This is a genomic window from Streptomyces sp. CA-179760 (assembly GCF_050937045.1).
GTDB lineage: Bacteria > Actinomycetota > Actinomycetes > Streptomycetales > Streptomycetaceae > Streptomyces.
The window spans coordinates 4,436,619-4,456,569 of sequence record NZ_JBNJLZ010000001.1 but is presented as its reverse complement, the minus strand read 5'-3'; the positions used below and the strand labels follow the sequence as shown (position 1 = coordinate 4,456,569).

Sequence of the window (19,951 nt, the reverse complement as noted above, 5' to 3'; positions counted from 1 at the left end):
CCCGGGGGCCCTAGCAGCGATAAAATCCGCCGCGGGAGGAATGCCCGTGACCCGCATACCCGGCTTACGTGTCCCGCTCGTACTCTTCGTCGCCACGGCGGCGGTTGCTGGCTGCGCGGGACGGAGCCAGGACGCGGCGCCGGACCGGGGACACTCCCCGGCCGCATCGGCACCTCGCCCGGCCATCCACGTCGGTACGGACGGCGGTCGCGCGCTGGTCCCCGGTGGCCCGCCGCTCCCCTTCCGCGTCTCTGTCGCCGGCCTCACCGAGGCGCAGGCAGCACGGCGCGTATTGGTGCTCTACATCGGCACGGTCGCCGACAGGCTCCAGATCCGCGAAGACGGAACGTGGCGCGATGTGCCGCTCCAGTGGACCAACGAGCAGGACGACGACGGGGAGTTCGCGGCCGTGCTGCCGCTCTCGCACCGCGGCGAGGCGCGGAAGCAGATCGAGTTCCGGATCTTCACCGCCGATCAGCGGCGCAGCTACGTGGACGGACAGGTCCCTGCCGTGGCCGACTCCATCGCCGCGCAGCTGGCCCTGGTCCGGAAAGGCTGGGTTCCGGATACCCACCCGGCGGCGTCCGCGTCACGTGTGCGTCTTCCGGTGGATCCCACTCACCTCGCCATCGAGGTTCCGCAACTGCTCAGGGCGACCGAAGATGGTCCACCTGTGGACTGGGAGGTGCGGGTGCGCAACGAGGCGGGCAAGCGCACACGCTCCGGCCTGCGCATCGCGATCACCCTGAGCCCCGGCGCGGCCGGCCGGTCGGTCAGCCGCCTGCATTGGTCGATCGACCAGGGGGGCCGCTGGACCGACCTGACGGGCCGGGCGCACGTCGAGACGGACGAGTTCGCCCTTGTGCCCGGCGAATCCCGCACGGTCCGCATCCGCATCGCTCTGCCGACCGGAGCCACGTCTAAGAACACCGGCGACCTCGCCGCGGCCCTGTCCGCAGCGGTCTCGGCCCCATGGTGGCCCTCCGACCCGGACAACCCCTCGGGAGTCTCCCTCGACGCGGAGTCCACGAACGTCCTGGCCCAGGGCTAGGCGTGCTGTTCGGGGCCTTGGTCACGGGGTGCAGGCCTCGGCGATCGACAGGCTGTTCTCGTAGAGGTGGTGCAGCGTGATCCGCCCGTCCTCAACGGTGAGCCGCAGCGCGAACGGCCCCTCGAAGGACTTCCCCGTCGCCCGTACGGTCCCCGACACATGCCCCGTCAGTACGGCATCGGCGCCGTCCACGAGCATCGCGTCGACAGAGGCTCGGGCATCCTCGGGCACGGTGTACTCCATCAACTCCGCGCCCTGCGAGGCACATTCGGCGGCGGTGGACCGGGGCCGTATCCACGGCACAGCGGGATTCTCGGCGAGCACCCAGTCGACTTCGTCGGCGAAGATCTCGGTCAGCCGCCCGGTGTCCCCGGCGAGCCGGGCGGCGAGGAACTCCTCGACGACGGCTCGGGTGGATTCGGCGGAAGTCGGGTTCACGGGGCTGGACTTGACGAACATGGCGCTCTCCTCACGACACCTGCGTTACGGACGTGTCCGATCCTGCCGAGGGAGAGGACAACGGTCGATTACCTGAGGGGTCATGAACCGCGCGCCGAGGTCAAGGCACCGTACGGGCCAGGAGGTCCTCGTCCGGGCCGGGGCCGGTGAGGGAGAGCGCGGGCACCGGTGCCGTCTTCGGTCGCTCCCCCGGAGTGTGCAGGAACGGTGGGATATCGAGCCCGGCCGTAATGCGCTGCCGTACTTCGAGCGAGGTCACTCGGCGTCGTCCGCGTTCGATGTCGGAGACGTCGGGCTGGACCAGGCCGACGAGTTCACCGAGCTTGGTCTGGCTCAGGCCGGTGAGCTTGCGGTAGGTGTGGAAGACCTGGCCCCAGTCATCCTCGGTGACCGCTGAGGCGAGTGCGGGATGGGACCAGAGGTCCGTGCGGAAGTCCCCCATAGCTCCAATATAGGGCGCTCCTATGGGGTTTGGGATGGGAGCAATCGGCGCTTGGCGCAAGGGTCTTCCTGCAAGGACCCCGGCGACCGTGCGACCGGTCCCGGGCGTGGCCAACGCTGTTGAGGAGCGCCGACATGACAGAGATTAGGTTTCCGGGGGTCTCCTGCCCATCCCCGGCGAGTGCGCCGGACTGCGGGACGGTCGAGCGGTGGCTGGCATCGGCCCATCCGTCACCGGACACCGCACGTGGAGAGTGGAGCGGTGCCGCGAAGCTCGCCGTGATTCCGTTGGGGCGGGTCTTCGAGGCGGTTCGTCTGCCGGAGCGGGTCGTGCATCGGGCGGTCGCGAGCGCCGATCGGGACACGGTGAGCGATCGGCTGGCCCGGTGCCTCAGTGGTGCCCCGGTCATTCACGATCCGGGCTTCCGCCGCTTCTACGCCCTCGTACCGCCCGGCACCGCACAGATGTGGTGCGCGCCGGTCGCGGAGTGCCTGGGCGAGGGCACGTACCTCGGAGTGCCGCGAGCCGACCGCACCGAACTCGATGAGCAGACGCGGGCGTCCTACTGGGCTGTGCCCCTCCTCCGGCCGGGTCGGCTGGGCATGGCAGTCGATGTGCTGGCTCTCGCGATGGCGGGCCGCCACCCGGTCGAGGAGGACGAGTCATGACCGCGCCCGCCGGCAAGGCCGCGCCCCCGCTGGACCTCGAGACCATGCGCGCCGGCGCGGACCGGTTCCTCGCGAGGGACACCGAGGCGCCGCCGCCGGACAGGCTGGAGACGCTCACGCTCCAGCTGCACGGACATCTCGTGCTCGCCGTCCGTGAGGTCGAGACGGCGGCGCTGGCCCTGCCCGGAGGACAGTGTGGCGAGGGTCTGTGCGCTCTTCTGCGTCGGCGAAGCCCGGCTGCGGTTGAGCGCCCAGCCCGGCCTCAATCCCTCCGCCCAGGCCCGGACCGCCCACGCGCAACGCCTCGCCCGTTCCGTCCGCACCCTTTGCGACCACTACGAGGACGAGGACCATCAGTGCCCGAACGCCCCCGAGCGAGCCGCATACCTGCGGATGCTGCTGCACTGCCCCGAGTGCCCGGACTGCCGGACCATGGATGACAACGGCGAGGCCCTCGGCAGCTGCGCGACCGGTGACCGGCTCTACGAGGAGTACCGGCAGGCGGCGCGGCCCTGCCCTCGGGAGTGACCTCTGACGGCCCAGGGATGGACGGATGACCACCCCCACCAGTAAGCCCCGCCCCGCGAAGAAACCGCAGGACGGGGGCTCACTGGAATCGGCTTACTTCTTCTTGCCCTGGTTCTTGACCGCCTCGATAGCCGCCGCAGCCGCCTCAGGGTCCAGGTACGTACCCCCGGCTTCACCGGCTTGAAGTCCGCGTCGAGGTCGTAGGACAGCGGGATGCCCGTCGGGATGTTGAGGCCCGCGATGTTCTCGTCGGAGATGCCGTCGAGGTGCTTGACCAGGGCGCGCAGCGAGTTTCCGTGGGCCGCGACCAGGACCGTCTCGCCCGCCAGCAGGTCAGGGACGATCGAGTCGAACCAGTACGGGAGCATGCGGTTGACGACGTCCTTGAGGCACTCCGTCTGCGGGCGCAGCTCCGGCGGGAGAGTCGCGTAGCGCGGGTCGGAGAACTGGGAGTACTCGGCGTCGACGTCCAGCGCCGGGGGCGGGGTGTCGTAGGACCGGCGCCACAGCATGAACTGCTCCTCGCCGAACTCGGCGAGCGTCTGCGCCTTGTCCTTGCCCTGCAGGGCGCCGTAGTGGCGCTCGTTCAGGCGCCAGCTGCGGTGGACCGGGATCCAGAGGCGGTCGGCGGACTCCAGGGAGAGCTGCGCCGTGCGGATGGCGCGCTTCTGGAGGGACGTGTGCACGACGTCGGGGAGCAGGCCGGCGTCCTTGAGCAGCTCGCCGCCGCGCGTCGCCTCCTTCTCGCCCTTCGCGGTGAGGTTGACGTCCACCCAGCCGGTGAACAGGTTCTTCTCGTTCCACTCGCTCTCGCCGTGGCGGAGGAGGATCAGCTTGTACGGTGCGTCGGCCATGCCCCAGAGCGTAATCCACGCATTCGCCCGTTCGCGTGGCTGCCCGGCAGGCGGACGCTTGACCGGATCCGTTAATTGAGTGGCCGCCGTCAAGCCGCCGCTCGTAATTTGTGACTCCCGCATGCGCCACTTACGCGCGGCCACATACCTCCGGGGGAGTCCATGCCGTACGCCGCCCGCGCCAGACGTGCCGTCCAGGAGACCGTCTCGGGGCTGCCCCGCGAGTTCTGGTGGCTGTGGACCAGCACCCTCGTCAACCGGCTCGGTGCCTTCGTCGCCACCTTCATGGCGCTGTATCTGACGCTCGACCGCGGCTACTCCGCCACATACGCCGGTCTGGTCGCCGCCCTGCACGGGCTCGGCGGGGTGATCTCCTCGCTGGGCGGCGGGGTGATGACCGACCGGCTGGGCCGGCGGCCGACGCTGCTCATCGCGCAGGCCTCGACCGCCGGGTCCGTGGCGCTCCTGGGGTTCGTGCGCGACCCGGTCGCGATCGCCGGTGTCGCCTTCCTCGTCGGCATGGCGAGCAACGCCTCCCGGCCGGCCGTGCAGGCGATGATGGCGGACATCGTGCGGCCCGAGGACCGGATCCGCGCCTTCTCCTTGAACTATTGGGCCATCAACCTCGGTTTCGCCGTCTCCTCCATGGCCGCGGGGTTCATCGCCGAGGTCAGCTACCGCGCCGGGTTCCTCATCGAGGCCGGTATGACGATGGCCTGCGCGATCCTCGTCTTCCTGCGGCTGCCGGAATCGAAGCCGGCCGGGACGGCGGGTGCGAATCCGGCCGGGACGGCGAGCGCGAAGGCGGTCCGGGACGAGTCCGTCAGCCTCGGCACCGTGCTGCGCGACGGGCGCTTCATGAGCGTCGTCGGGCTGTCCTTCCTCGTCGCGCTGATCTTCCAGCAGGGGGCGGTGGGGCTGCCCGTGGCGATGGGTGAGGCCGGGTTCACTCCGGTCGAGTACGGCGCGGCGATCGCCGTCAACGGCGTACTGATCGTCGTCCTCCAGATCCCCGTCACCCGGTTCATCGAGCACCGCGACCCCCGTCGGCTGCTCGTCCTCTCCTCGCTCCTCGCGGGGTACGGCTTCGCGCTCACCGCCTTCGCCGGGTCGGTCGGCGTCATCGCCCTGACGGTGTGCGTGTGGACGCTGGCCGAGATCGTCAACGCCCCGACGCAGACCGGCCTCGTAGTCAGGCTCTCCCCGCTGCACGGACGCGGCCGCTACCAGGGCATGTACACGATGTCCTGGTCCGTCGCCGGCCTCGTCGCCCCACTGCTCTCCGGCTTCGTCATCGACCGGGTCGGGGCGGAGTGGCTGTGGGGGCTGTGCGCGGTGGTCGGGACGGTGGCCGGGCTGGGGTACGGGGTGCTGATGCGGAGGCTGCCGGACGAGACGACCGAGGAGAAGCAGGCCAAGCCCGCTGCGGAGTCCCTAGGGCAGGTCCCGGAGGGTTCCGCCTCCGGCCCCTGATCCCGTTCCGGGATGTTCCCGATGGTCTGCGGCTACGGCGCTTGATGAGCTGTTCCCATGGCCCACCACGGACAGCAGAAGTCGTCGCGTCTCCTCCTCAACGCCCTCACCGCCCTCGTCGGCCTAGCCGTGCTCGCCGTCGCCGGCACCGCCCTGGCCGGTCCCTCCCACCCCCCTCCGCCCCGATTACCGGCGAAGGGCCAGGCGGCACATCACAAGACCCAGGCGGCACATCACAAGATCCAGGCCGCACATCACAGGACCCAGGCCGTCCTGAACGAGATCGTCGCCCAGGGCACCCCCGGCGTCATCGCCCAGGTGCGTGACCGGCACGGCGTGTGGGACGGCAGGGCCGGTGTCCGAAAGCTCAGTTCCGAGCGGCCGCGGAGCACGCACGAGAGGTTCCGTATCGCCAGCGTGACCAAGACCTTCACCGCCACGGTGCTCCTGAGGCTCGAAGCCGAGGGGAAGCTGTCGCTGGACGACAGCGTGGCCACGTGGCTGCCGGGGGTGGTGCACGGCAAGGGGTACCGGCCCCGGCACATCACCGTGCGGCACCTGCTCAACCACACGAGCGGGATCTTCGACTACAACATGGACGAGGGCTTCCGGGCCAAGTACGCGGGCGACGAGTTCGACCGCAACCGGCACGTCAGGTGGTCCCCAAAGGACCTGGTGGACATCGCCCTCGCCCACCCGCCGAACTTCCAGCCGGAGCAGGGCAGCAGGCCCGGCCGCCCCGGCAAGTGGGACTACTCGGACACCAACTACGTCCTCGCCGGCATGATCGTGGAGAAGGCCACCGGCCGCAGTTACGGGCACGAGGTCGAGCGCCTCGTCATACGGCCCCTCGGCCTGCGCGGCACGAGCGTGCCCGGCGCCTCGCCCCGGCTGCCCTCACCCCACGCTCGGCACTACTCCACGCTCTTCGAGGACGGACCGGAGGTGGAGGTGCGCGACGTGACCGAGTTCAGCCCGACGGTCGCCTACTCCGCGGGGCAGATGATCTCGACGGTCGGCGATGTGAACACCTTCCTGTCCAGGCTGCTCGCCGGTGAGCTGCTGCCGCCCGCCCAGCAGCGGCAACTGCTCGACGCCGTCCCCGTCGACGGGGACAAGGGACACGGTGGTCCCGAGGACGTCTACGGACTCGGCCTGCGGCACTTCAAGCTCGCGGAGGGCTGCTGGGCATGGGGCCACGGCGGCATGATCCCCGGCTCCGCGACCCGGACCCTCGCCTCGTCGGACGGCCGGCAGGTCATGACCATGAACCGCAACGGTGACTGGGGCGAGCAGCGACTGGAGGACGCCGCGGTCGAGACCGAGTTCTGCCGGAGCGCCCCGTGAGCGACCGTGCGGCCGCTCAGCTCACTGGATCGACAGCGGCACCGGGTGAATCTCGTCGGCCTTGTGCCCGGCGCGCTCGTGAACGCGCTGGATGGCTTCGGCCGAGGGCGCCTCGGAGAGGCAGTAGACCAGGCCGGACTCCGGGTCCGCCCAGGCACTCTCGAAGTGGACACGCTCCTCGCCCTCGATGGCGAGGTCCGCGTTGTGGGCCTCGCGCAGCTGCTCTTCCGTGATGCCCTTCATGCTGTGGTGGACGTCCATGAACTTCGCCATGACTCGCGCCTCCTTCCCACTACGCGGCCGGGCCGTCCTTTGACGCGACCGGCCTTCCCCCTACGTCCATGCTCCGCCCGTACGAGCACGCAGGCGACCGCGACCACAACGCCGTAGGGACCCGGAAACGCCGTAGGGCCCCGGAGGCGAACCACCGGGGCCCTACAGAATTCAGCCGCACTGGCAGGGGCTGCCCGACTGGCACCCGCAGCCGCAGCCCGAGCCGCAGCCGCACGCGGCGATCAGGGTCAGGTTCCTGATCTCGGCGGGCTGCTCGGTCTCGCGCTCCTGCGTGGGATCGGGCGTGGTGCTGGGGGAATCGGCCATGGGTTCCTCCTCGAGGCTGGTGCCTGTGCCCATTGGATGCCCGTTCCGCTGGGCGCATCAACGGCGCACTGAGGCTTCCGCGCGCCCCGGTCGCCCCTGGCCCGCCCCTCAGCCGGCCTCAGCCGGCCCGGCCCCTAGGCCACACGACCCACTCAGGCGCTCTCCGTCTCCGTGGCCACCGCCTGCTGGATCTCCGGCTGCACATCCGTCTGGAGCTCGTCGGCGTGCTCACCCGTCACCAGGTACACCACGCGCTTGGCGACCGAGACCGCGTGGTCGGCGAACCGCTCGTAGTAACGGCCCAGCAGCGTGACATCCACGGCCGTCTCGATGCCGTGCTTCCAGCGGTCGTCCATCAGGTGCTGGAAGAGGGTGCGGTGCAGCAGGTCCATCTCGTCGTCGTCCTGCTCCAGCTGGAGCGCCAGGTCGACGTCCTTGGTGACGATGACCTCGGCGGCCTTGGCCATCAGGCGCTGCGCGAGCTGGCCCATCTCCAGGATGGTGGCGTGCAGGTCGCTCGGGACCGCGCGGTTCGGATAGCGCAGGCGCGCGAGCTTCGCGACGTGCTGGGCGAGGTCGCCCGAGCGCTCCAGGTCGGCCGACATCCGCAGCGACGTGACGACGATGCGCAGGTCCGTCGCCACCGGCTGCTGGCGTGCCAGCAGGGCTATGGCCCGGGCCTCCAGGTCGTGCTGGAGCTCGTCGACCTTCTGATCGGCCTCGATGACGGCCTCGGCCAGCTTCAGGTCGGAGTCGAGCATGGCGGTGGTGGCGCGCCCGATCGCCGATCCGACCAGCCGGGCCATTTCCACCAGACTGTCGCTGATCGAGTCCAGTTCCTCGTGGTACGCGTCCCGCATCAGGCTTCCCTCTCGTGCGTCTGTGTCGGGGGTTCGAGGGCCGTGGCCCACCGAACGAGCCAGGGCCCACCCATCGAGCCAGGGCCCACCCACCGAACAACCGGCGGTACGACCGTCGTATTACCAACGGTCCGAACCCCACGCTCCCACGTTCCGGCCTCCACGCGTCCGTTTCCGTCATCCCAAATGAACCAATACTGGCTCCAAGGTGAACTCTGGGCGACGAGTGTTCGAGGTCGCAGTCCGACGGCTGTGGCCCGTGCCCGAGCCATGCCTAACCTGGGTGCATGGACGTGAACGCGGCGGTCGCCGCAGTGGCCGCGATCGCCGGGGTGCTCACCGGTGTCATCGCCGTGCTGGCGTTCCGGTGGAGCGAGCGCGAGCAGAAGCGCCCCACCCGTACCTCCCTGCACACGGACCCGGTGCTTCCGCCGGGCGTGGACACCGTCCTGTCGGTCCTCAGGTCCTCCGCCGTCGTGCTCGACGAGGCGGACGCCGTGGTCAAGGCGAGCTCGGCGGCGTACGCCCTCGGGCTGGTCCGCGGCGGCAAGCTCGCCGTCGAGCCGATGTTGCAGATGGCGCGGGACACCCGGCGCGACGGGGAGATACGCCAGGTGGAGCTGGACCTGCCGCGGCGCGGTACCGGACGCGGTGAGGCCCTGGCCGTCTCCGCGCGGGTCGCGCCGCTCGGCTCCCGGCTGGTGCTGCTGCTCGTCGAGGACCTCACCGAGGCCCGCCGCATCGAGGCGGTCCGGCGAGACTTCGTCGCCAACGTGAGCCACGAGCTGAAGACCCCGGTCGGCGCCCTCTCGCTGCTCTCCGAGGCCGTCATGGACGCCTCCGACGACCCCGAGGCCGTGGAGCGGTTCGCCGGACGCATGCAGATCGAGGCGACCCGGCTGACCAGCCTGGTGCAGGAGCTCATCGACCTCTCCCGGGTGCAGAACGACGACCCGCTGGAGGACGCCGAGCCGGTCCGCGTCGACGAACTCGTCGCCGAGGCCGTCGACCGCTGCCGGCACCAGGCCGGCAGCAAACAGATCACCATGGCCGCCGGAGGTACCGCCGACCTGCACGTATGGGGAAACCGCGGCCAGCTCGCCGCCGCGCTCGGCAACCTCGTCGAGAACGCGGTCAACTACTCTCCCGCCCGCACCCGCGTCGGCATAGCCGCTCGCAGGGTCAACGCGTCGGGCGGGGAACACATCGAGATCGCCGTCACCGACCAGGGCATCGGCATCTCCGACAAGGACAAGGAGCGCATCTTCGAGCGCTTCTACCGCGTCGACCCCGCTCGCTCCCGTGCCACCGGTGGTACGGGACTGGGGCTGGCGATCGTGAAGCACGTGGCCGCCTCGCACGGCGGGGAGGTCTCCGTGTGGAGCGCCGAGAACCAGGGCTCCACCTTCACCCTGCGGTTGCCGGAGGCCGGTGCGGCCCGCGACCGCGCACATCAGCAGCCCGCCCGAGAGATACGCGCAGGAGGCGCGGGCCTCGACGAGGAGGCCGGGCGGTCCACCCCCACATCCCCCGAATCAACCGCGTACGAAACGCTTCCCGCCCCGGAGGTCCTTCCGTGACCCGAGTGCTCGTCGTCGAGGACGAGGAGTCCTTCTCCGACGCCCTGTCGTACATGCTCCGCAAGGAGGGCTTCGAGGTCGCGGTCGCGACCACGGGCCCCGACGGACTCGACGAGTTCGAGCGCAACGGCGCCGACCTCGTCCTCCTCGACCTGATGCTGCCCGGCCTGCCGGGCACCGAGGTGTGCCGCCAGCTGCGCGGCCGCTCCAATGTCCCCGTCATCATGGTGACCGCCAAGGACAGCGAGATCGACAAGGTCGTAGGCCTGGAGATAGGAGCCGACGACTACGTCACCAAGCCCTTCTCCTCGCGCGAGCTGGTCGCCCGTATCCGGGCCGTCCTGCGCCGCCGCGGCGAGCCCGAGGAGGTGACCCCCGCCGCACTGGAGGCCGGCCCGGTCCGTATGGACGTCGACCGGCACGTGGTCACCGTCGGCGGCACCAAGATCGACCTCCCGCTGAAGGAGTTCGACCTGCTGGAGATGCTGCTGCGCAACGCCGGGCGCGTACTGACCCGGATGCAGCTCATCGACCGGGTCTGGGGCGCCGACTACGTCGGTGACACCAAGACCCTCGACGTCCACGTCAAGCGCCTGCGCGCCAAGATCGAGCCGGACCCGGGCGCCCCGCGCTACCTGGTGACGGTCCGAGGCCTTGGCTACAAGTTCGAGCCGTAGACCGGCCGCGTAAGACAGCAGCGAAAGGGCGGGGCCTCTCCTTCGAGAGGCCCCGCCCTTGTCGTACGACGATCAGTGCCCGGCGCCCGCACCGGCCGTGGCGCTCCCGGAGGCCGCGTCGGTCGGCGTCGCCGGCGACTCGTGGCCGCCCGGCGTCTCGCCACCCGCGGGGTTCTCCGTGCCGGCCGGCGAGCCGGACTCGCCCTCGGCCGGTGAACCCGACGGTGAACCGGACGGGGTGCCCGACGCGCCCGGCGCGGCCGGCACCTCGGACGGGCCCCACTCGGTGAAGTAGTGCTCGGCGGGGACGACGAACGCGCGCAGGCTCACGGCACCGGTCTTGCTGAAGGTGAAGGTGACCTTCTGGGCGTTGCCGTCCTGCACGGCCTCGCGGCTGCTCGGCAGGCTGGCCGTGGCGTTGCCCTTGCCGCCCAGGATCAGCGAGCCGCCGGCCGGGATGCTGAGGCTGCCGCCCTTGGCGGGCTTGAGCTCGGCGGTCTTGCCGGTGCCGGGGAGGGTGATGGACTCCAGCGTCTCAGCGGTCTTGCCGGAGTTGAAGAAGGTCGCGGAGATCGCGGCCGGACCGGTCGACTCCAGGTCGGGCTGGGTGATCACGATGGCGTTCTGGACCTTGATGTCGCCCACGCTGGTCGCCGCGTTGTCCGGCTTGATCTCCAGTGTCTGGGCGCTGTTGCCGGCGCCGCACGCGGCGAGCGAGGCGATCGAGAACGCGACGGCGGCAGCGGCGAGGGCGCCACGTCGAAGGCTGCTGCTCACGGCGGCGGCAACTCCTTGACTCGAGCAGGGCGGCCGATAAAGCCGCCCTAAGTGTGTGTCAGCAGGCCTCAGGTTACCGAGCCGTTCCGGCGCGGCCGCACCCGACCCCCCGGCACCTCTGATCGCACCTGTGTCACAACTGACTCCTGCATCACATGTGACTCCTGGGTCACATTGGCGGAGTGCTCGTCCGGCATTCACATAAGAGTCCCGGGCGGTACCGCAAAACTTCCGTGAAGGAATGCGCGGACCGCCCCGGAATTGATCACCGGCGGCCTGCCCGGAGGCCTCGTGATCAATTCCGGATTCGACCGGAACCCCGCTCGGGCCACCGAACGGAGTAGCGGAAGTCGATCATACGGAACGGGACATATCGGGATGTTCGGCCGTCTGGAGGGGGCTTCGGATACGTGTAACGTACGCGTTTCGCTCCCCCGGACAGCCGCTCCCACCTGCGAATACCTTCTTCCATCCCCTGGGCGAAGCACGTTCCTGTCGGACTTGTCAAGCCCCGAGATATGCCCTGACCTGCGAAAACGCCATTCAGAACCCGCAGTTTCCGTGTTACCCTGGATAGCCACGGAAGGGGTACCTGTCACATGACGTTCAAGGTTGGCGACACCGTGGTCTATCCCCATCACGGGGCCGCGCTGATCGAGGCTATCGAAACTCGCCAGATCAAAGGCGTGGACAAGACCTACTTGGTGCTGAAGGTCGCCCAGGGCGACCTGACGGTACGTGTGCCAGCGGACAATGCGGAGTTCGTCGGCGTGCGTGATGTGGTCGGTCAGGACGGGCTGGACCGGGTCTTCGAGGTGCTGCGCGCGCCGTATGCCGAGGAGCCCACGAACTGGTCCCGTCGATACAAGGCAAACCTGGAGAAGCTCGCCTCCGGCGATGTCATCAAGGTCGCGGAAGTCGTGCGTGACCTGTGGCGTCGTGAGCGCGAGCGCGGACTCTCCGCAGGCGAGAAGCGCATGCTCGCCAAGGCCCGCCAGATTCTGGTGAGCGAACTCGCCCTCGCGGAGAACACCAACGAGGACAAGGCCGAGGCCCTGCTCGACGAGGTGCTCGCCTCCTGAGGCGAAGCCCGTCGATCAGCACTCTGCTTGATGCTTGATCAACGCTGCACATCGAAATGCCGCGGTGCCCGATGACGAATTTCCTGTCGCCGGGCGCTGCGGCATGTCCGTACTCGGATGCCGGTGCACCGTCACCCCGGGATGTGTTATCACTCACGCCCCGGTTGTTTGGCGTGCCGGGCCCGGGCAGCCGGCTCGACCAGCGTCACGGAAGGGTCCGGTCGAGCGCGTCGCGCCCGGCACTCCTCCAGGCCATACCCACGCCAGGCCAGAACACAAACCTGACAGGAACCGATGTCTGACGAATCACGCCCTGCGTCGCCGGCCGCCCCCGCGGCAGCCCGTACGGCGGCCGTGATCCCGGCCGCCGGCCGCGGTGTACGGCTCGGCCCGGGCGCCCCCAAGGCGCTCCGCGCGCTGAGCGGCACTCCCATGCTCATCCACGCGGTCCGCGCGCTGGCCGCCTCCCGTGCCGTCTCCCTGGTCGTCGTCGTGGCCCCGCCCGACGGTGCCGCCGAGGTCAGGTCGCTGCTCGACGCGCACGCGTTGCCCGAGCGGACGGACTTCCTCGTCGTCCCGGGCGGGCAGACCCGCCAGGAGTCCGTGAAGCTCGGCCTGGACGCGCTGCCGTCCGGCCACGACATCGTCCTGGTGCACGACGCGGCCCGGCCGCTGGTGCCGGTGGACACCGTCGACGCCGTGATCGAAGCCGTACGGGACGGTGCCCCGGCCGTGGTCCCGGCACTGCCGCTCGCCGACACCGTCAAGCAGGTCGAGCCCGCGCGGGCCCCCGGCGAGCCGGAGCCGGTCGTCGCCACGCCCGAGCGCGCGCTGCTGCGGGCCGTGCAGACCCCGCAGGGCTTCGACCGGGCCACGCTGGTCCGGGCGCACGAGACGGTGACCGGCGAGGTCACCGATGACGCCGGCATGGTCGAGCAGCTCGGCCTCACGGTCGTGGCCGTGCCCGGCCACGAGGAGGCCTTCAAGGTCACCCGGCCCCTCGACCTGGTCCTCGCGGAGGCGGTCCTGGCCCGCAGGAGGCTCAACGATGGCTTCTGACGAGTCCCGGTACGAGCCCCCGCTCCCCCAAGTCGGCATCGGCACCGACATCCACGCCTTCGAGGAAGGCCGCGAGCTGTGGTGCGCCGGCCTGAAGTGGGAGGGCGAGGGCCCGGGCCTGGCAGGCCACTCCGACGCGGACGTCGTCGCCCACGCCGCCTGCAACGCCCTCTTCTCCGCGGCGGGCCTGGGCGACCTCGGCCGGCACTTCGGCACGGGCCGCCCGGAGTGGTCCGGCGCGTCGGGAGTCACGCTGCTGACGGAGGCCGCCCGCATCGTCCGCGAGGCCGGCTTCCGCATCGGCAACATCGCCGTACAGGTGGTGGGCCCCCGACCGAAGATCGGAAAGCGGCGGGACGAGGCGCAGAAGCTGTTGTCGGAGGCGGCGGGCGCGCCGGTGTCGGTGTCGGGGGCGACGACGGACGGCCTGGGCTTCCCTGGACGGGACGAGGGCCTCATGGCGGTGGCAACGGCGTTGGTCGTGAAGCGGGGATGAGCGGTCCGACCATCAAGGGCGCGGCGAACCGCGCGACTGGCCCCCACGCGCCCGCACCCGGGAACGGTGCCGTACATACGCCACGGCCTACTACCCTGGTGTCGTGACTATTCGCCTGTACGACACCAGCGCCCGGCAGATCCGTGACTTCACCCCGCTCCAGCCGGGTTGTGTCTCGATCTACCTGTGTGGCGCCACCGTGCAGGCCGCCCCGCACATCGGCCACATCCGCTCCGGCCTGAACTTCGACATCCTGCGCCGCTGGTTCGCCTACCGCGGCTACGACGTCACGTTCGTGCGGAACGTCACCGACATCGACGACAAGATCATCGCCAAGTCGGCCGACCAGAACCGCCCCTGGTGGGCCATCGGCTACGAGAACGAGCGCGCGTTCAACGACGGCTACGACGCCCTCGGCTGCCTGCCGCCGACCTACGAGCCGCGTGCCACCGGGCACGTCACCGAGATGATCGAGATGATGCGCGGCCTCATCGAGCGTGGGCACGCCTATGAGGCCGACGGCAGCGTCTACTTCGACGTCCGCTCCTTCCCCGAGTACCTGGCGCTGTCCAACCAGGACATCGACGACCTGCGTCAGCCCGACGAGGGCGTCTCGGGCAAGCGTGACCCGCGCGACTTCGCGATGTGGAAGGCCACCAAGCCGGGCGAGCCCGACTGGGAGACGCCCTGGGGCCGCGGCCGCCCGGGCTGGCACCTGGAGTGCTCGGCGATGGCGCACAAGTACCTCGGCACCGCCTTCGACATCCACGGCGGCGGCCTCGACCTGGTCTTCCCGCACCACGAGAACGAGATCGCCCAGGCCAAGGCCTACGGTGACGAGTTCGCGCGGTACTGGGTGCACAACGCCTGGGTCACCATGAGCGGCGAGAAGATGTCCAAGTCGCTCGGCAACTCGGTCCTGGTCAGCGAGATGGTCAAGCGCTGGCGGCCCATCGTGCTGCGCTACTACCTCGGCACCCCGCACTACCGCTCGATGATCGAGTACAGCGAGGAGGCGCTGCGCGAGGCCGAGTCGGCGTTCGCGCGGATCGAGGGCTTCGTGCAGCGCGTGGTGGAGAAGGCCGGCGCCGTCGAGCCCGCCGCCGAGGTGCCGCTCGCCTTCGCCGAGGCCATGGACGACGACCTGGGCGTGCCCCAGGCGCTCGCCGTGGTGCACACCACCGTCCGCCAGGGCAACAGCGCGCTGGCCGCCGACGACAAGGAAGCCGCCGTGGCCCGGCTCGCCGAGGTCCGCGCGATGCTCGGCGTCCTCGGCCTCGACCCGCTCGACGAGCACTGGGCCGGGGAGGGGGACCGCGGCGACGACCTGCACGGCGCGGTCGACACGCTCGTGCGCATGGTCCTCGACCAGCGCGAGGCCGCCCGGGCCCGCAAGGACTGGCCCACCGCGGACGCCATCCGCGACCAGCTCGGCCAGTCCGGCCTGGTCATCGAGGACAGTCCGCAGGGTCCGCGCTGGAGCCTCGGCCCCCGCTGAGACAAGGCCCACGGCTGATCGACTGTGCCGCCCGGGCCTCCGGGCGGCACACTGCATAGACGTAACAGGCATAGACGTAAGAGACGTACGCAGACGTACGTACGAACCACTTCACGGAGACGGGTAGCTCATGGCCGCGAACAACCGCCGCATGTCCGGCAAGAAGGGCGCGCAGGTCGGCAGTGGCGGCAAGCGGCGCCGGGGCCTGGAAGGCAAGGGGCCGACGCCGCCCGCCGAGGCGCGCAAGGGACACGCCAAGCAGCGCGCCGCACAGGCCAAGTCGCGCCGCGCCCAGAGCCGCACCAAGGGCCCGCGCGCCAAGGGCACCTCCGAACTCGTCGTCGGGCGCAACTCCGTCGTCGAGGCGCTGCGCGAGGGCGTGCCGGCCTCCACGCTGTACGTGCAGCAGTTCATCGACAGCGACGAGCGGGTGCGCGAGGCCCTGCAACTCGCCGCCGAGCGCGGGGCATCAACCTCATGGAGGCGCCGCGCCCCGAGCTCGACCGGATGACGAACGGGCTGAACCACCAGGGCCTCGTGCTCCAGGTCCCGCCGTACGAGTACGCCCACCCCGAGGACCTGGCCGCTGCCGCCGCCGACGAGGGCGTGGACCCGCTGATCGTCGCGCTCGACGGGGTGACCGACCCGCGCAACCTCGGCGCGGTCGTCCGGTCCGTCTCGGCCTTCGGCGGCCACGGCGTCGTCGTACCCGAGCGGCGCGCCGCCGGGATGACGGCCGGTGCCTGGAAGACGTCCGCCGGCGCCGCCGCCCGTACGCCCGTCGCCCGTGCCACCAACCTGACGCGTGCGCTGGAGGCGTACAAGAAGGCGGGCATCGTGGTCGTCGGCCTCGACGCCGACGGTGAGGTCGAGCTCGGCGAGCTGGAGGCACTCGGCGGGCCCGTCGCCATCGTCGTCGGGAGCGAGGGCAAGGGACTGGGCCGGTTGGTCGGCGAGACGTGCGACTACCGGGTGCGGATCCCCATGCCGGGCGGCACCGAGTCGCTCAACGCCGGTGTGGCGGCGGGGATCGTGCTCTACGAGGCGGCTCGCCGACGTCGCTGAACAGGCATCCGGCACTTCACCCGAACGGGGTAACTCGGGGAGTGCTGGGGCGACAAGGACAAGCTTGACGGGGTCCGGACAGATCCGGCCGGTCAAAGCAGTGTCCTATCGCGACGTCACTCGGTTAGATGAGTGTGGACACCAGAACACCCCGCACTCCCACGGGGGACCGCTCGTCGGGACTCGACGACGTTCCCGCGCTGAGCATGGTGAAGGTGCCGAGCGACCCGGCTCAGGTCATCGTCAATCACGCGTCTTTCCGCGTGCAGTTGGGCGTCTCGACGCGTCGCGTCCAGTCCCCACGGGTCGCACGGCACCTGACCGCCAGCGAGGACACCACCCGCATCCCCGTCGCCACCGCCGGGGGCGGGGCGGACGGGGCCACCGCCCGCCGCCGGCCCGTCGTCTGGAGCGGCAGATCCGCGCCCGACGACACCGGCGCCCACCGGCTCCTGCAGGCCGTGCGGCACGAAAGCGTCCGCCACACCGAGGAGCCCGCCGCCGACGCCGGAGCCACCCAGGTCATCGCCCGCCCGGGCACCGGCCACGGCAACACCGGCCACGGCAACACGGGCCACGGCGACACGGGTTACGGCGGCACCGGATACCAGGGCGACGGCTACGGCGCGGGATACGAGGACGAGCTCGACCAGACGGTCGAGACCCCCGTGGTCGGCCCCCAGCGCACCCACTCCGACGACACCCGGCTGCTGCCCCCCATGCGCACCGTCGGCAGCGCCTACGACGAACCCGCCTACGCGGAAGAGGACTTCGAGGGCCTCCACCCCGGCGCGGACGAGACCGGGCGGGCCTCGAGGCGGCACGCCGACGACCCGGCGCGACACGCCTACTACCCGGGCCGCCGGATGAACCTCGGCGTGGTCCTGCTCCCGCTGCGCGTGTTCCTCGGCTTCATCTCCATCTACGCCGGCATGGGCAAGCTGTGCGACCCCGTCTACTTCGACGGCGGCAAGCGCGGCTCCATGGTCACGTGGCTCAACACCCTGCACCCGTGGGAAGTCGCCGAGCCGCTGCGCCAGTTCGCCCTGCAGCACCCGGTCGGCTCCGGGCTGGTCATCGCCTTCGCCCAGGTCGTCGTCGGCGTCCTGACGGTCCTGGGCTGCTGGCAGCGTGTCGCCGCGGCCTTCGGCGCGCTGCTCTCGGCCGCGCTGCTCGTCACCGTCAGCTGGAAGAGCGTCCCCGCCTACGAGACGCCCGACATCATCTACCTCGCCGCCTGGTCCCCGCTGATCATCGCCGGCGCCCCCGTCTACTCCGTCGACGGCCGGCTGGCCGGCAGCGCCTGGCGCCGCCTCGGGCCCCGCGCCGACATCTGGGACCTGCGCAGCTACGTACTGCGCCGCGGCGTCCTCGTCACCGCCATCGCCACCGGATTCACCCTGCTCGTCGGCTCGCTGCTCGGCGGTGCCGTCCGTGACGCCGACCGGGTCGTCGTCCCCGGCCCCGGCGAGGCCCCGCGCAACGAGCTGCCGGGCTCCCCGCTTCCGGGCGAGCCCGAGCGGCGGGAGAAGAGGACCCCCTCGGCCTCCACGTCGCCCACCCAGGGCGCCACGGCCGGCTCGGCCAGCCCCAGCGCGGGCACCACGACCCGGCCGGACGCCACCCGGGGCAGCGGCACCGTCACCGGCGGTTCGCCCAGCCAGACCCAGGGCAGCGCGGGCCAGGCCCCGCCCCGGCAGTCCTCCCCGGCCGACGAGGCACCGAGCACGACCTCCGGCCCCACGTCCGGCGGCTCCACGACGGGCGGCGGCTCCGGCTCGACCGGCGGCACCGGCGACGGCTCCTCCTCGGGCCAGCCGGGCCTGGTGGGCGGCCTGCTGGGCTAGCCGGCCGACCGAGGCAGGAAACTGGAGAAGGGCCCCGCACCGTGATGGTGCGGGGCCCCTCTCCAGTCTCGTGGGCGCGTTCTCAGCGCCCCTGCGCGGCCAGCTCCTTCGCCGCCTCCGTCAGGTCCTTCGCCGTGTCGATGGCACGCCAGTAGGACCCCTGCGGGATCGTGAACCCGGCCAGGCGCTGCTCCCGGGCCAGACGGGGGAACGTCGTACGCTCATGGTCGCCGCGCTGCGGCAGCAGGCCCGCGAACTCGGGGGAGAAGACGTAGACACCCGCGTTGATCTCGAAGGTCGACGGCGGGGCCTCGATGAAGTCGGTGATGTGGCCGAAGCCGTCGGTCCGCACCGCGCCCCACGGCAGGCGGGGCCGGGCCAGAGCGAGGGTCGCGATCGCGTCGCGCTCGGTGTGGAAGTCCGCCATGTCACGCAGCGAGAACCGGGTCCAGATGTCGCCGTTCGTGGCGTACCAGGGCTGGTCCGGGTGAGGCAGGTGAGCCGCGGCGTACTTGAGGCCGCCGCCGCGGCCGAGGGGCTCCGACTCCACGACCGTGGTGACGGAGACGGGCAGATCGGCCGTGTCCAGCCAGGTCTGCAGCACCTCGGCGAGGTGGCCGCAGGAGACCACCACGTCCGTCACGCCCTCCTCGGCCAGCCAGGACAGCTGATGGCCGATGATCGGCGTCCCCGTCCCGGGGATCTCGACCATCGGCTTGGGCCGGTCGTCGGTGTACGGACGCAGCCGGGAGCCCTGGCCGCCGGCCAGAACGACGGCTTGAACGGGGCGGGACGCGGCGCTCGGATCGGTCATGAGACCGAACTGTACGGGGCGTCCCGCCCTTGAACTGCGGCGGACGAGGGGTACCCGCGTCTGCCGTTATCGACGTCCCACCCGGTGGCAGGGCGGTGTGCTCAGCTGTGTGCGGCGGCGACGCCGGTGGCGAAGGCGGTGTCGCAGACCGGGCGGGCGTAGGACTGGGCGCGCGTCGGGCCGTAGACCCGGACGGCGGCCTGGCCGAGGGCGCGGGCGAGGGAGGCGCAGTGCCGGGCCAGCGACGGGCGGTCGTCGACGGCCTGCTGGAGGTGGGTGAGGGCGACGCCCGGGTTCTCCTCCTGCAGCTCGGTCAGCAGCTTGTCGCGCAGGACGTCCTGCGGGGCTCGCTTGGCGGCACGCGAGGTGCCGGCGGACGTGGCGGTGTCCGCTGCGGTGAGCACCGGGTCGGAGGAGCCCCCCGACCAGTTGACTCGGCTGACCGCGAGGGTCCCGGAGAGCACCAGGACGACGGGCAGGACGAAAGCGAGGGTGCGGCCGATCCGGCGGGCGGGGCCCCGGCCGCGTCGCGTCTGTTGGTTAGTGGAGTGCTTCACGCGTGTGAGGGTAGCGCGGGGTAATGGAATGTAGACATTTAGTCACCGGTTCGGGGGATGGGAGGGGGCCCTTTATTGGGTAAGGGGTTGACGCACACTGCTCGAAACGTCCGGTCTGCCGGGGTATTTGTCGACAACGAGAAAGGCCCCGCAGTGCTCTGCGGGGCCTTCTTCGTCAACCTGGGTGAATTACCCGGGGTTGGGTGTTTGCGGTTGC

At 70.9% G+C, this 19,951-nt stretch carries 20 protein-coding genes and 3 pseudogenes; 14 read left to right on the top strand and 9 right to left on the bottom strand.

All coding sequences use genetic code 11. The features are described 5' to 3' along the window. The first annotated feature begins 46 nt into the window (after positions 1-46). Positions 47-1,051, top strand: coding sequence for a hypothetical protein (locus tag ACQEV8_RS19940; RefSeq protein WP_432962054.1), 1,005 nt, complete (start codon positions 47-49; stop codon positions 1,049-1,051). Between the two features lie 21 nt (positions 1,052-1,072). On the opposite strand, the gene ACQEV8_RS19935 is transcribed toward ACQEV8_RS19940, so the two are convergent. Next, on the bottom strand, positions 1,073-1,510 hold the full coding sequence (locus ACQEV8_RS19935; protein ID WP_432962052.1) for a nuclear transport factor 2 family protein: 438 nt from the start codon (positions 1,508-1,510) through the stop codon (positions 1,073-1,075). A 100-nt stretch (positions 1,511-1,610) separates the two neighbouring features. Beyond that, on the bottom strand, positions 1,611-1,952 hold the full coding sequence (locus tag ACQEV8_RS19930; protein WP_432962049.1) for a helix-turn-helix domain-containing protein: 342 nt from the start codon (positions 1,950-1,952) through the stop codon (positions 1,611-1,613). Between the two features lie 134 nt (positions 1,953-2,086). On the opposite strand from ACQEV8_RS19930, the gene ACQEV8_RS19925 reads away from it, so the two are divergent. The 3 genes and pseudogenes from ACQEV8_RS19925 (at position 2,087) to ACQEV8_RS19915 (ending at position 3,148) form a co-directional block, all read left to right on the top strand. After that, positions 2,087-2,620, top strand: a complete 534-nt coding sequence (locus ACQEV8_RS19925) for a hypothetical protein (protein WP_432962047.1) — start codon at positions 2,087-2,089, stop codon at positions 2,618-2,620. Continuing rightward, positions 2,617-2,763, top strand: a pseudogene (locus ACQEV8_RS19920) (hypothetical protein); the annotation flags it as partial. The gene ACQEV8_RS19925 and the pseudogene ACQEV8_RS19920, both read left to right, overlap by 4 nt. Positions 2,764-2,815: 52 nt before the next feature. Further along, positions 2,816-3,148: a DUF6415 family natural product biosynthesis protein gene (locus ACQEV8_RS19915; protein WP_432962044.1), complete on the top strand. Its 333-nt coding sequence runs from the start codon at positions 2,816-2,818 to the stop codon at positions 3,146-3,148. 93 nt (positions 3,149-3,241) lie between these two features. Here the strand turns inward: ACQEV8_RS19915 and ACQEV8_RS19910 are convergent. Continuing rightward, positions 3,242-4,002: pseudogene (locus ACQEV8_RS19910) on the bottom strand (phosphoglyceromutase). Between the two features lie 162 nt (positions 4,003-4,164). Between ACQEV8_RS19910 and ACQEV8_RS19905 the strand changes: the two are divergent. Both ACQEV8_RS19905 and ACQEV8_RS19900 read left to right on the top strand, forming a co-directional pair. Further along, positions 4,165-5,475: an MDR family MFS transporter gene (locus ACQEV8_RS19905; RefSeq protein ID WP_432962041.1), complete on the top strand. Its 1,311-nt coding sequence runs from the start codon at positions 4,165-4,167 to the stop codon at positions 5,473-5,475. A 57-nt stretch (positions 5,476-5,532) separates the two neighbouring features. After that, entirely contained in the window at positions 5,533-6,822 is a 1,290-nt protein-coding gene (locus ACQEV8_RS19900; RefSeq protein ID WP_432962038.1) for a serine hydrolase domain-containing protein, read from the top strand. 21 nt (positions 6,823-6,843) lie between these two features. On the opposite strand, the gene ACQEV8_RS19895 is transcribed toward ACQEV8_RS19900, so the two are convergent. The 3 genes from ACQEV8_RS19895 to phoU form a co-directional block, all read right to left on the bottom strand. Continuing rightward, complete coding sequence (locus ACQEV8_RS19895; RefSeq protein ID WP_432962035.1) at positions 6,844-7,095, bottom strand: SCO4226 family nickel-binding protein; 252 nt, start codon at positions 7,093-7,095, stop codon at positions 6,844-6,846. Positions 7,096-7,266: 171 nt separating this feature from the next. Continuing rightward, positions 7,267-7,422 (bottom strand): hypothetical protein, encoded by a 156-nt coding sequence (locus tag ACQEV8_RS19890; RefSeq protein ID WP_184599362.1) that lies wholly within the window; start codon positions 7,420-7,422, stop codon positions 7,267-7,269. Positions 7,423-7,574: 152 nt separating this feature from the next. Further along, a complete protein-coding gene (gene phoU, locus ACQEV8_RS19885) occupies positions 7,575-8,282 on the bottom strand; it encodes a phosphate signaling complex protein PhoU (RefSeq protein ID WP_432962032.1) in 708 nt (235 codons plus the stop codon). A 287-nt stretch (positions 8,283-8,569) separates the two neighbouring features. Here phoU and ACQEV8_RS19880 point away from each other — a divergent pair, with 287 nt between their 5' ends. After that, complete coding sequence (locus ACQEV8_RS19880; protein ID WP_432962029.1) at positions 8,570-9,862, top strand: sensor histidine kinase; 1,293 nt, start codon at positions 8,570-8,572, stop codon at positions 9,860-9,862. Next, entirely contained in the window at positions 9,859-10,539 is a 681-nt protein-coding gene (locus tag ACQEV8_RS19875; RefSeq protein WP_030243122.1) for a response regulator transcription factor, read from the top strand. The genes ACQEV8_RS19880 and ACQEV8_RS19875 overlap by 4 nt, the downstream gene beginning before the upstream one ends. Before the next feature lie 72 nt (positions 10,540-10,611). Here ACQEV8_RS19875 and ACQEV8_RS19870 read toward each other — a convergent pair whose 3' ends face one another. Beyond that, entirely contained in the window at positions 10,612-11,316 is a 705-nt protein-coding gene (locus ACQEV8_RS19870) for a DUF461 domain-containing protein (RefSeq protein ID WP_432962027.1), read from the bottom strand. A 599-nt stretch (positions 11,317-11,915) separates the two neighbouring features. Between ACQEV8_RS19870 and ACQEV8_RS19865 the strand changes: the two genes are divergently transcribed. The 6 genes and pseudogenes from ACQEV8_RS19865 to ACQEV8_RS19840 all read left to right on the top strand — a co-directional run bounded on the left by ACQEV8_RS19865 (position 11,916) and on the right by ACQEV8_RS19840 (position 18,363). Further along, positions 11,916-12,398 (top strand): CarD family transcriptional regulator, encoded by a 483-nt coding sequence (locus ACQEV8_RS19865; protein ID WP_003953493.1) that lies wholly within the window; start codon positions 11,916-11,918, stop codon positions 12,396-12,398. 294 nt (positions 12,399-12,692) lie between these two features. Continuing rightward, positions 12,693-13,457, top strand: coding sequence for a 2-C-methyl-D-erythritol 4-phosphate cytidylyltransferase (ispD, locus tag ACQEV8_RS19860; RefSeq protein WP_432962024.1), 765 nt, complete (start codon positions 12,693-12,695; stop codon positions 13,455-13,457). Beyond that, complete coding sequence (ispF, locus tag ACQEV8_RS19855; RefSeq protein WP_432962022.1) at positions 13,447-13,953, top strand: 2-C-methyl-D-erythritol 2,4-cyclodiphosphate synthase; 507 nt, start codon at positions 13,447-13,449, stop codon at positions 13,951-13,953. Before ispD ends, ispF begins: the two co-directional genes overlap by 11 nt. Before the next feature lie 103 nt (positions 13,954-14,056). After that, on the top strand, positions 14,057-15,451 hold the full coding sequence (gene cysS, locus ACQEV8_RS19850; protein WP_432962019.1) for a cysteine--tRNA ligase: 1,395 nt from the start codon (positions 14,057-14,059) through the stop codon (positions 15,449-15,451). Positions 15,452-15,581: 130 nt separating this feature from the next. Further along, positions 15,582-16,516, top strand: a pseudogene (gene rlmB / locus ACQEV8_RS19845) (23S rRNA (guanosine(2251)-2'-O)-methyltransferase RlmB). Between the two features lie 128 nt (positions 16,517-16,644). Then, on the top strand, positions 16,645-18,363 hold the full coding sequence (locus ACQEV8_RS19840) for a DoxX family membrane protein (protein WP_432962017.1): 1,719 nt from the start codon (positions 16,645-16,647) through the stop codon (positions 18,361-18,363). A gap of 82 nt (positions 18,364-18,445) precedes the next feature. Here the strand turns inward: ACQEV8_RS19840 and ACQEV8_RS19835 are convergent, their stop codons facing one another. Next, positions 18,446-19,177 carry a nucleotidyltransferase family protein gene (locus ACQEV8_RS19835; protein ID WP_432962014.1) on the bottom strand — a complete coding sequence of 244 codons (732 nt, stop codon included), beginning with the start codon at positions 19,175-19,177 and terminating at the stop codon, positions 18,446-18,448. Positions 19,178-19,278: 101 nt separating this feature from the next. Beyond that, positions 19,279-19,734, bottom strand: a complete 456-nt coding sequence (locus ACQEV8_RS19830) for a hypothetical protein (protein WP_432962011.1) — start codon at positions 19,732-19,734, stop codon at positions 19,279-19,281. Between the last annotated feature and the right edge of the window lie 217 nt (positions 19,735-19,951).

What these genes read in the sequence shown, in the direction of transcription:
- ACQEV8_RS19905 (WP_432962041.1), top strand. Translation starts at nt 4,165, where the DNA reads ATGCCGTACGCCGCCCGCGCCAGACGTGCCGTCCAGGAGACCGTCTCG.
- ACQEV8_RS19900 (WP_432962038.1), top strand. Translation starts at nt 5,533, where the DNA reads ATGGCCCACCACGGACAGCAGAAGTCGTCGCGTCTCCTCCTCAACGCC.
- phoU (WP_432962032.1), bottom strand. Translation starts at nt 8,282, where the DNA reads ATGCGGGACGCGTACCACGAGGAACTGGACTCGATCAGCGACAGTCTG.
- ACQEV8_RS19935 (WP_432962052.1), bottom strand. Translation starts at nt 1,510, where the DNA reads ATGTTCGTCAAGTCCAGCCCCGTGAACCCGACTTCCGCCGAATCCACC.
- ACQEV8_RS19925 (WP_432962047.1), top strand. Translation starts at nt 2,087, where the DNA reads ATGACAGAGATTAGGTTTCCGGGGGTCTCCTGCCCATCCCCGGCGAGT.
- ACQEV8_RS19890 (WP_184599362.1), bottom strand. Translation starts at nt 7,422, where the DNA reads ATGGCCGATTCCCCCAGCACCACGCCCGATCCCACGCAGGAGCGCGAG.
- ACQEV8_RS19840 (WP_432962017.1), top strand. Translation starts at nt 16,645, where the DNA reads ATGAGTGTGGACACCAGAACACCCCGCACTCCCACGGGGGACCGCTCG.
- ACQEV8_RS19880 (WP_432962029.1), top strand. Translation starts at nt 8,570, where the DNA reads ATGGACGTGAACGCGGCGGTCGCCGCAGTGGCCGCGATCGCCGGGGTG.
- ispD (WP_432962024.1), top strand. Translation starts at nt 12,693, where the DNA reads ATGTCTGACGAATCACGCCCTGCGTCGCCGGCCGCCCCCGCGGCAGCC.
- ACQEV8_RS19930 (WP_432962049.1), bottom strand. Translation starts at nt 1,952, where the DNA reads ATGGGGGACTTCCGCACGGACCTCTGGTCCCATCCCGCACTCGCCTCA.
- ACQEV8_RS19895 (WP_432962035.1), bottom strand. Translation starts at nt 7,095, where the DNA reads ATGGCGAAGTTCATGGACGTCCACCACAGCATGAAGGGCATCACGGAA.
- ACQEV8_RS19865 (WP_003953493.1), top strand. Translation starts at nt 11,916, where the DNA reads ATGACGTTCAAGGTTGGCGACACCGTGGTCTATCCCCATCACGGGGCC.
- ACQEV8_RS19835 (WP_432962014.1), bottom strand. Translation starts at nt 19,177, where the DNA reads ATGACCGATCCGAGCGCCGCGTCCCGCCCCGTTCAAGCCGTCGTTCTG.
- ispF (WP_432962022.1), top strand. Translation starts at nt 13,447, where the DNA reads ATGGCTTCTGACGAGTCCCGGTACGAGCCCCCGCTCCCCCAAGTCGGC.